The sequence below is a fragment of the Tessaracoccus sp. MC1756 genome, from assembly GCF_014164735.1.
Taxonomy (GTDB): domain Bacteria; phylum Actinomycetota; class Actinomycetes; order Propionibacteriales; family Propionibacteriaceae; genus Arachnia.
The window spans coordinates 109,933-119,015 of sequence record NZ_JACJFZ010000007.1 but is presented as its reverse complement, the minus strand read 5'-3'; the positions used below and the strand labels follow the sequence as shown (position 1 = coordinate 119,015).

6 protein-coding genes, 2 tRNA genes and 1 pseudogene are annotated in these 9,083 nt (G+C 67.3%); 6 read left to right on the top strand and 3 right to left on the bottom strand.

All coding sequences use genetic code 11. The features are described 5' to 3' along the window. A pseudogene (locus H5393_RS13640) lies at positions 1-284 on the top strand (IS481 family transposase); the annotation flags it as partial. A 35-nt stretch (positions 285-319) separates the two neighbouring features. On the opposite strand, the gene H5393_RS13635 reads toward H5393_RS13640, so the two are convergent. From H5393_RS13635 to H5393_RS13625, 3 genes are all read right to left on the bottom strand, one after another. Further along, positions 320-395 (bottom strand) — tRNA-Pro (locus tag H5393_RS13635). 53 nt (positions 396-448) lie between these two features. Beyond that, positions 449-519: transfer RNA gene (locus H5393_RS13630), tRNA-Gly, on the bottom strand. A gap of 50 nt (positions 520-569) precedes the next feature. After that, a complete protein-coding gene (locus H5393_RS13625) occupies positions 570-1,481 on the bottom strand; it encodes a patatin family protein (RefSeq protein ID WP_209455214.1) in 912 nt (303 codons plus the stop codon). Positions 1,482-1,584: 103 nt separating this feature from the next. Here H5393_RS13625 and tig point away from each other — a divergent pair, with 103 nt between their 5' ends. The 5 genes from tig to H5393_RS13600 all read left to right on the top strand — a co-directional run bounded on the left by tig (position 1,585) and on the right by H5393_RS13600 (position 9,069). After that, on the top strand, positions 1,585-2,937 hold the full coding sequence (tig, locus tag H5393_RS13620) for a trigger factor (protein WP_182767113.1): 1,353 nt from the start codon (positions 1,585-1,587) through the stop codon (positions 2,935-2,937). A gap of 187 nt (positions 2,938-3,124) precedes the next feature. Beyond that, complete coding sequence (locus tag H5393_RS13615) at positions 3,125-3,721, top strand: ATP-dependent Clp protease proteolytic subunit (RefSeq protein WP_076060599.1); 597 nt, start codon at positions 3,125-3,127, stop codon at positions 3,719-3,721. Continuing rightward, a complete protein-coding gene (locus H5393_RS13610; protein WP_370585864.1) occupies positions 3,718-4,368 on the top strand; it encodes an ATP-dependent Clp protease proteolytic subunit in 651 nt (216 codons plus the stop codon). The genes H5393_RS13615 and H5393_RS13610 overlap by 4 nt, the downstream gene beginning before the upstream one ends. Before the next feature lie 139 nt (positions 4,369-4,507). Continuing rightward, positions 4,508-5,788: an ATP-dependent Clp protease ATP-binding subunit ClpX gene (gene clpX, locus H5393_RS13605; protein WP_182767112.1), complete on the top strand. Its 1,281-nt coding sequence runs from the start codon at positions 4,508-4,510 to the stop codon at positions 5,786-5,788. Between the two features lie 53 nt (positions 5,789-5,841). Beyond that, positions 5,842-9,069, top strand: coding sequence for a S41 family peptidase (locus H5393_RS13600; protein WP_182767111.1), 3,228 nt, complete (start codon positions 5,842-5,844; stop codon positions 9,067-9,069). The last annotated feature ends 14 nt before the right edge of the window (positions 9,070-9,083 follow it).

The window sequence follows — 9,083 nt, the reverse complement described above, 5'->3', positions numbered from 1 at the left end:
AAGCCAGCCCAGACCCCACCCAGCCCGGCAGGCCCCACGACCGGGTCCGCCTCGACCACGTCGACACCCAAGGCGTCGTCACCCTGCGCCACGCCGGCCGCCTCCACTACATCGGCATCGGCCGCACCTACAAGGGAACCTGCATCAAACTCCTCATCCAGGACCTCGACATCACCATCATCAACGCCACCACCGGCGAGATCCTGCGCGAGCTCACCCTCGACCCCCACAAGGACTATCAACCCATCGACCCGAAAAAGAAGAAGCCCGAACCCTCACAATGAGGGTTCAGGCTATTCCGATGTCCTGAGACATCACATGGTCGGGGCGACAGGACTCGAACCTGCGGTCTCCTGCTCCCAAAGCAGGCGCGCTAGCCACTACGCTACGCCCCGTGAACAGGGAAGCACCTAGCCGGAAGCTTCCGGCCAGGTGGATCTCTGCATCGAGCGGATGACGGGAATCGAACCCGCGTAGCTAGTTTGGAAGACTAGGGCTCTACCATTGAGCTACATCCGCAGAACCGCAGACGATTGTATCAGCGATCTGACCGAAGCCTGGAAACCTGCTCATCGGCCACCGTCTCCGGCGCCCTCCAGGCCCAGGAAGTCCCGGATGGCGTCCAGTTCGCGTTGGGTCTGTTCCCGGGCCGCGTCGAGGACTGAGCGCAACACCGGGACCCGACGCTCGGAGTTACTGATCGGCATCCGCTCCGGGAACACCAGGTAGGCGCGCCCCTGCCGTTCGAGCTCGAACAATTCCCCGAGGGTGCGGTTGTAGTTGGCGGGCCGCTCCAGCACTCCGTGGGCGATGGACGGATACTGGCGGAACAGCCGGCGGTAGCCGTGGGGGAACCGGGCCGGCGGCTTGCGGTACCCGCGGGTGCGGGTCATGACGACGAGGAACTTCTCGAAGCCGGCCGCCTTGGCAGCATCCAGGGCGAACCCTCCGGTGGGGCCGAGCGCGCCGTCGCAGTAGACCTCGCCGTCGACGGTGGCCAACGGCATGAAGAACGGCATCGTCGACGAGGCGCGGACACGCTTCATCAGGTCATACATGCGATGGATGTCCTCGCGACCCCAGTAGACCATCTCGCCGTCGTGGCAGCGCATCGCCCCGATCGCCACGCGCGCCGGGTTCCCCTGGAACGTCTCCCAGTCATAGGGGAGCGCCTGGTGGGGGAGGGACGTGCGTTCATAGATCCATTCGGCGTTGAACATGCCCTTGCCCTGCAGCCAGGTGCGCCAGTTGCCGAACTCGGGCTCGGCCGCGAAGTCGACGAAGGATTTCTCGGCGCGCGGGGCGTCGCGCGAGACGTAGTTGGCCACGCAACTCGACCCGGCGGAGATCCCGCCCACCCAGTCTGCGTGGATCCCGGCCTCCAGCAGGACGCTCACGACCCCTGAGGAGAACGATGCGCGCATGCCGCCGCCTTCGAAAATGAGGGCGGTGTCGGTCACGTTGCTGGTCAGCTCGCTCACGGCCCCGACTTTAGCCGGGCGCGGGAGCCCGCGTGTTGGTGGCCGGAGCATCGACCGATAGACTGACGCGCGATTCGAAAATTGACACCTCAGGAGTCCACTCGTGCCCAGCACCGTTGAGAAGCTGAAGCCCACCCGGGTAAAGCTCACCGTCGAGATCCCCTTCGCTGATCTCAAGCCCTACCTTGACAAGGCTTACAAGGAGATCGCCGAGCAGGTGACGATCCCCGGCTTCCGTAAGGGGAAGGTGCCCAACACGGTCATCGACCAGCGGTTCGGCCGCGGCATGGTCCTGCAGGAGGCCATCAACGAGGCCATCCCGGACACCTACAACCAGGCCATCGACGAGCACAAGATCTACCCCATGGCGCAGCCCGAGGTCGACATCACCAAGCTCGAAGACAAGGACGTGGTGGAGTACACCGCCGAGGTGGAGATCCGCCCCGAGGTCGAGCTGCCGGACTTCAACACCATCGAGGCCACCGTCGAGGGCGCGTCCTCCGTCGACGAACTCGTCGAAGAGCGCATCGAACTGCTCCGCAAGCGCTTCGCCACCACCACCGAGGTGGAGCGCGGCGCCGCCGAGGGTGACCTGCTGAAGATCGACCTCAAGGCCACCAAGGACGGCGAGGAACTCGACGACGCCACCGCAGAAGGCATCTCCTACGTGGTCGGCGACGACCAGGGCATGCTCGACGGCCTGGACGAGGCTGTCACCGGCCTGAAGGCCGGCGAGTCCAAGACCTTCACCTCCACCCTCGTGGGCGGCGCCCATCGCGGTGAAGAGGCCGAGATCGAGGTGACCGTCGTCACCGTCTCCGAGCAGGAACTGCCGGAGGTCGACGACGACTTCGCACAGCTCATCTCCGAGTTCGACACCGTCGAGGAGATGAAGGCCGACCTGCGTTCCGGCGCCGAGCAGCAGGTGAACGCCGACCAGATCGCCGACGCCCGCGACAAGGTGCTCGAAGCCATCCTCGAGAAGGTCGACTTCGAACTGCCCGAGAACGTCCTCAAGAAGGAACTCGAAGCCCGCCGTGCCGACATCGAGCGCCAGCTCGCCCGCGGCGGCATGACGGTCGACCAGTACCTGGAGCAGACCGAAGAGGAAGAGGCCGAGACGGTCGAAGAGTTCTGGGCCGAGATGGACAAGCGCGCCACGGATGCGCTGCGCGCCCAGATCGTGCTCGACGTCTACGCCGAGGCCAACTCGATCGATGTCTCCCAGCAGGAGCTCACCGAACTCATCTTCCGCAAGGCGCAGCAGTCCGGCTCCTCGCCCCAGGATGAGATCAACCACATGATGGAGCACAACCACATGCCCGAGTGGATGAACGAGATCCGCCGCGGCAAGGCCCTGGCCTCGATCTGCGCCGCGGCCACCGTGAAGGATGCCGAGGGCAACGCCGTCGACACCTCGCTCGCCTCCGTGGAGACCGAGGAAGCCGGGGAGTGATCCCAGCCACCTCGCGATAAACGCAACGTCGACGCCGCCGGTCCCGCAGGGGACCGGCGGCGTCGTAGCGTCCAGCGCTGAGGGCTGCGCGGACACGCCGTCGGCGAACACGCCCCCGCAGCCTTGGGTCTGCCAGGTTTGCCGGTAGGTTATTGGTGTGACTCAAACTCCAATCGACCCGATCCGGATGGCCGGGCCCGCAGGCGCCGGCCTCGGCATGACAGACAACGTGTATTCCTCGTTGCTGGCCAACCGCATCATTTTCCTCGGTTCAGAGGTGCGCGACGAGAACGCCAACGCGATCTGCGCGCAGATGCTGCTGCTCAACGCGGAAGACCCCACCCAGGACATCTACCTGTACATCAACTCGCCCGGCGGGTCGGTGGACTCCGGCATGGCGATCTTCGACACCATGCAGTGGATCAGCAACGATGTGGCCACCGTCGCCATGGGCCTGGCCGCTTCGATGGGCCAGTTCCTGCTCTCGGCAGGCACCCCCGGCAAGCGCTTCGCGCTGCCGCACAGCCGCATCATGATGCACCAGCCCTCGGGTGGTCTGGGCGGCACCGCCTCAGACATCCGCATCCAGGCGGAGCAGTCTTTGCACATCAAGAAGACCATGGCCAACCTCATCGCTGAGCACACGGGTCAGAGCATCGAGCAGATCGAAGCTGATTCAGACCGTGACCGCTGGTTCACCGCCGAGCAGGCGCTCGAATACGGCTTCATCGACCACGTGTATGAGCGCGCGTCGCAGATCCAGACGGAGGCCCCCAACCAATGATCAACAACACGTTCGCCCTGCCCCAGGGCGCGGCCCCCGTCGGCCCGGACATGAACTACTTCATCCCGCAGTGGGAAGAGCGCACCAGCTACGGCATCCGCCGCGTGGACCCGTACACGAAGCTCTTCGAGGACCGCATCATCTTCCTCGGCACCCCCATCAACGACGACGTGGCCAACGCGGTGATGGCGCAGCTGCTGGTGCTCCAGTCGATGGACCCCGAGCGCGACATCTCGATCTACCTCAACTCGCCCGGCGGCTCGTTCACCGCGCTGACCGCCATCTATGACACGATGCGCTACATCAAGCCCGACATCCAGACGGTGTGCCTCGGCCAGGCCGCTTCGGCCGCCGCCGTGATCCTCGCCGCCGGCACCAAGGGCAAGCGCCTCGCGCTGCCCAACTCGCGCATCCTCATCCACCAGCCGGCCACCGAGGGCGGCTACGGACAGTCCTCGGACCTGGAGATCCAGGCCCGCGAGATCCTGCGCATCCGCTCCCTCATGGAGGAGATGCTCGCCGTCGACACCGGCCAGGAAGTGGCCAAGGTCAGCAAGGACATCGAGCGCGACAAGTACCTGACCGCCCAGGAGGCGATCGAGTACGGCATCATCGACGACATCCTGCCCTCGCTGAAGGGTCTCTGACAGCTCGGACCGGGCCCGCCGGGCAACTGGGTCAATGCGACCCGGATGCCCGGCGGTTCGCTCTTCTCCCGCCCCGCCTGCCGGGTAGGGTGGTGGAACAAGGCAAACAATCAGGAACTGTTGATGGGAGGTGGACGTCGTGGCTCGTATCGGTGAATCCGGCGACCTGTTCAAGTGCAACTTCTGCGGGAAAACGCAGAAGCAGGTGAAGAAGCTGATCGCCGGCCCTGGCGTCTACATCTGCGACGAGTGCATCGGGCTGTGCAACGAGATCATCGAGGAGGAGTTCCCGGACGCCCCCGAAACCGGTCTGGTCAAGGAGCTGCCCAAGCCGCGCGAGATCCGCGACTTCCTCGACACCTACGTCATCGGCCAGGACAGCGCGAAGAAGACGCTGTCGGTGGCCGTGTACAACCATTACAAGCGCATCCAGGCCGAGCACGGCGGCCGCGGTCGCCGCTCTGATTCCGACGACATCGAGGTCGGCAAATCCAACATCCTCCTCATCGGCCCCACTGGCTGCGGCAAGACCTACCTGGCCCAGACCCTCGCGCGCATGCTGAACGTCCCGTTCGCCATGGCGGACGCCACCGCCCTGACGGAGGCCGGCTACGTCGGTGAGGATGTCGAGAACATCCTGCTGAAGCTGATCCAGGCGGCGGATTTCGACATCGCCAAGGCGGAGACCGGCATCATCTACATCGACGAGATCGACAAGGTGGCCCGCAAGTCGGAGAACCCCTCGATCACGCGTGACGTGTCCGGCGAGGGTGTGCAACAGGCGCTGCTCAAGATCCTCGAGGGCACCGTCGCCGCCGTTCCGCCGCAGGGCGGCCGGAAGCACCCCCACCAGGACTTCCTGCAGATCGACACCACCAAGGTGCTGTTCATCGTCGGTGGCGCGTTCGCCGGTCTCGACGAGATCATCAACCAGCGCGTCGGTCGTCGCCCCCTCGGCTTCAACAACAAGGCCGAGGCCCGCCTGCCCGAGGCGGACCCGTTCTCCCAGGTGCGTCCCGAGGACCTGCACAAGTTCGGCCTCATCCCGGAGTTCATCGGTCGCCTGCCCATGCTGACCAGCGTCTCGCCCCTCGACGAGGAGGCTCTCACCCGCATCCTGGTGGAACCCAAGAACGCGTTGGTGCGCCAGTTCCAGAAGCTGTTCGAACTGGACGGCGTGCAGCTCGATTTCGAGGACGGGGCCATCGCCGCCATCGCCGGTCTGGCGCTCGAACGCGGTACCGGTGCCCGCGGGCTCCGGGCCATCCTCGAGGAGTTGCTCCTCGACGTGATGTTCAACGTGCCCTCGGACGAGGACGTGGCCCAGGTGATCGTGACCCGGGAGTCGGTGCTCGGCGAGGAGTCGCCCACGCTCGTCCCGCGTGCCAAGGTCGCGCGTCGTCGGGATCTCTCGGCCTGATCGGCTGCCGCGGAAGCTCTGAAGGATTCCGCGGGGCCAGTAAGGTTGGGCGGGTGAGCCGAGGTTATCGACGTTTCCCGCACCTGCATCAGGACGAGGTCGTCTTCGTCGCAGACGACGACCTGTGGTTGGGGCCGCTTTCGGGCGGCCGCGCCGCACGCATCACCGTGGCGGAAGGCACGCCCCGCAGCCCACGGTTCGCCCCGGACGGGTCGAAGGTCGCCTACGCGGCAACGACCCACGGCCGGTGGGACGCCTACGTCGTCGACCTCGACGGCGGCACCCGCAGGCTCACCTGGCTGGGGACGCGCAGGCTGGTCATCTCAGGGTGGCTGGATGACCAGCACGTCCTCCTCAGCTCGGACCACGAGGGACTCCACCGGGTAGACACCTACCTGTATTCGCTGTCGCTCGACGGTGAGCTGACCCGGTTGCCCTGGGGCGGCGCCACCTCGGCGACCGTGCACAGCAGCGGCAGGGTGGCCGTCGCGTCCATCAACCACCGGGATCCCTCGGGATGGAAGCGCTACCGCGGCGGCATGGCCGCGCGTCTCCACATCGGCGACGGTCAGGGCGACTGGATCCGGGTCCTGCCGGAGGTCGAGGCCGGGCTGCACCACCCCACGTGGGTGGGCGACCGCCTCGTCTTCACCTCGGATCTGGGCGACGCGCCGGACGTGCAGGCCCAGGTGTGGTCGGTGGACCTGAACGGCATGGACCTGCGCAACCACACCGCCCACACCGCTGAGGAGGGTTACGTCCGCGACGCCACCAGCGACGGTCAGGGCGTCGTCTACCACTCGCGCGGCCAACTCTTCCACCTGGCCAGCCTGAAGGCCGAGCCCCAACTGATCGAACTGACCACCGGCATCGGGGCACCGTCGCCGGTGCAGGTGCATCCCACTGACAGGCTCGAGGCGATCGTGCCGGACAACGGCGGCGACGGGTCGCTGCTGGAGTGGCGGGGCGCCGCCTACTACCTCACGCACCGCGGCGGTCCTGCCCGGGCCCTCGCGGACAACGCCGGCGTCCGGGTCAGGGAGCCGCGCTTCCTCGACCACAAGGGCGGCAAGGCGGTGTGGGTGACCGACGCGGAGGGCGAGGACGCCCTCGAGATCCGCCTGCTGGAGGGCGGCGACAAGGCCCGCCGCATCGGAGCGGGCCGCCTCGGCCGCGTCATGACGCTCGAGCCCAATGAGCAGGGCACCCGGATCGCCGTCGGCAGCCACGACGGCACGGTCCACCTCGTCGACGTGGCGCGCGGCAACGTCAAGGAGATCGGCCGGTCCACCGTCGGCGAGGCATCCGGCTTCGCCTGGTCTCCGGACGGCCGCTACCTCGTGTGGCGCAACGCCATCGCGCAGGAGGGCATGCTCGGGCAGCTCGTCGGTTACGACGTCACGGAGAAGCGCACGTTCACCCTGACCAGGGGCCAGTTCAACGACTTCTCGCCGGTGTTCACCGCCGACGGCAAGTACCTCGTGTTCCTGTCGAGCCGCACCATCGACCCCACCTACGACGAACTGACGTTCGACCTCTCCTTCACCAACACCGTGCGTCCGTGGCTGGTGCCACTGAGCGCGGCAGAGCCAGCCCCGTTCGGCCCGTCGCCGGACGGCTGGGCCATCAGCGAAGCCGATGAGGACGACGAGAAGGACGACGACTCCGGGAAGTCGGGCAAGGAAGGCAAGAAGGGCAAGGACGGCAAGGAGTCCGAGCAGGTCTCGGTCGTCTTCGACGTCGGGGGAGTGGAGGACCGGATGGTCCCCTTCCCCGTACCGTCGGGCCGCTACGTGCACCTCCAGGCGACGAAACACGGGTTCGTGTGGCAGTCGCTTCGCTCCGTCGGCGAACTCGGTGCGCTGCGCGCGGGGGTCGAGGGCGAGGTCAAGGATGTCGTCGAGCATTTCTCCCTGAAGACCCGCAAGGTCACCACGGTGGTCGAGGGGTGCGACGGCGCCGGTGTCAGCGGCGACGGCGAGCGTCTGGTCGTCCGCAACGGCGACGAGGTCTGGGTACAGAGTGCCGAGCAGGCCCCCGGCGACGACGAGGACGCCCGGGTCGCCGTCGATCTCGGCCGGCTGCGCCGCGAGATCGATCCCCGCGCCGAGTGGCGGCAGATGTTCGAGGAGAACTCCCGCCTGATGCGCGACCACTTCTGGCGCCCGGATTTCGACGGCACGGACTGGTCTGCCGCGGTGGCGCGCTACCGGCCGCTGCTCGACGTCGTGGCCACGCACGACGACCTCCTGGACGTGCTGTGGGAGACCGTCGGCGAGCTCAACACCTCGCACGCCTATGTGTCGCCTCCTGACGACGACGGTCCCTCTGTCGGCTACCTGGGCGCCACCTTCACCCGCAACGCCAAGGGCGAGGTGGTCATCGCCGACATCCTGCCCGGCGAAACGTCGGACCCCACGGCGCGCTCGCCGCTAAGGGCGGCCGGTGTCGCCGCCGAGCCGGGCGACGTCATCGTCGCCGTCGACGGCAGGCCCACCGCCGACGCGCCGCACATCGGAGCGCTCCTCCAGGGCGCGGCGGAGAAGGTCGTCGAGTTGACGTTGGCCAGGGGGCGCCAGAAGCGCCGGGTCGCCGTCGTACCCACGAGCAACGAGTCGCCGCTGCGCTACCACCAGTGGGTGACCAGCCGCGTGGAGTATGTGCGGGAACGCTCCGGCGGACGCATCGGTTACGTGCACGTACCGGACATGGTGGCCCGCGGCTGGGCGGAGTTCCACCGGCTCATCGACGCCGCGATGGCGTGTGACGGGGTGGTGGTGGACGTGCGCTTCAACGGCGGCGGCCACACCTCAGAACTGGTCATCGAGCGGCTGACGCGCCGGGCCATCGGCTGGGTCGGCGCCCGTCACCACGACGGCGCGAGCACCTACCCCAGCCAGGCCGCGCGCGGCCCCGTGGTGTTCCTCACCAACCCGTTCGCCGGCTCGGACGGCGACATCGTGACCGCCGCCGCGCAGAACCTGGGCCTCGGTCCGGTCGTGGGCGAGCGCAGCTGGGGCGGCGTGGTCGGCATTGACGGCCGGTTCACCCTGGTGGACGGCACCGAGGTGACGCAGCCGCGCTACTGGATCGCGTTCGACCAGCACGGCTTCGGGCTGGAGAACCACGGCGTCGACCCGGACATCGTGGTGGAGGTGGGGCCGGCGGATTGGGAGTCCGACGGCGACAAGCAGCTCGACGCGGCAGTGGATGAGGCGTTGCTGCGCCTGAACGGCACTCCGGCAGCGGTGGCGCCGAGCTTCCCGCCGCCGCGCTTCTGAGCGGGTGAGAGGAA

Bases quoted from the DNA above. Each gene is read 5' to 3' on its own strand.
- H5393_RS13615 (WP_076060599.1), top strand. From the start codon at position 3,125: ATGGCCGGGCCCGCAGGCGCCGGCCTCGGCATGACAGACAACGTGTAT.
- H5393_RS13610 (WP_370585864.1), top strand. From the start codon at position 3,718: ATGATCAACAACACGTTCGCCCTGCCCCAGGGCGCGGCCCCCGTCGGC.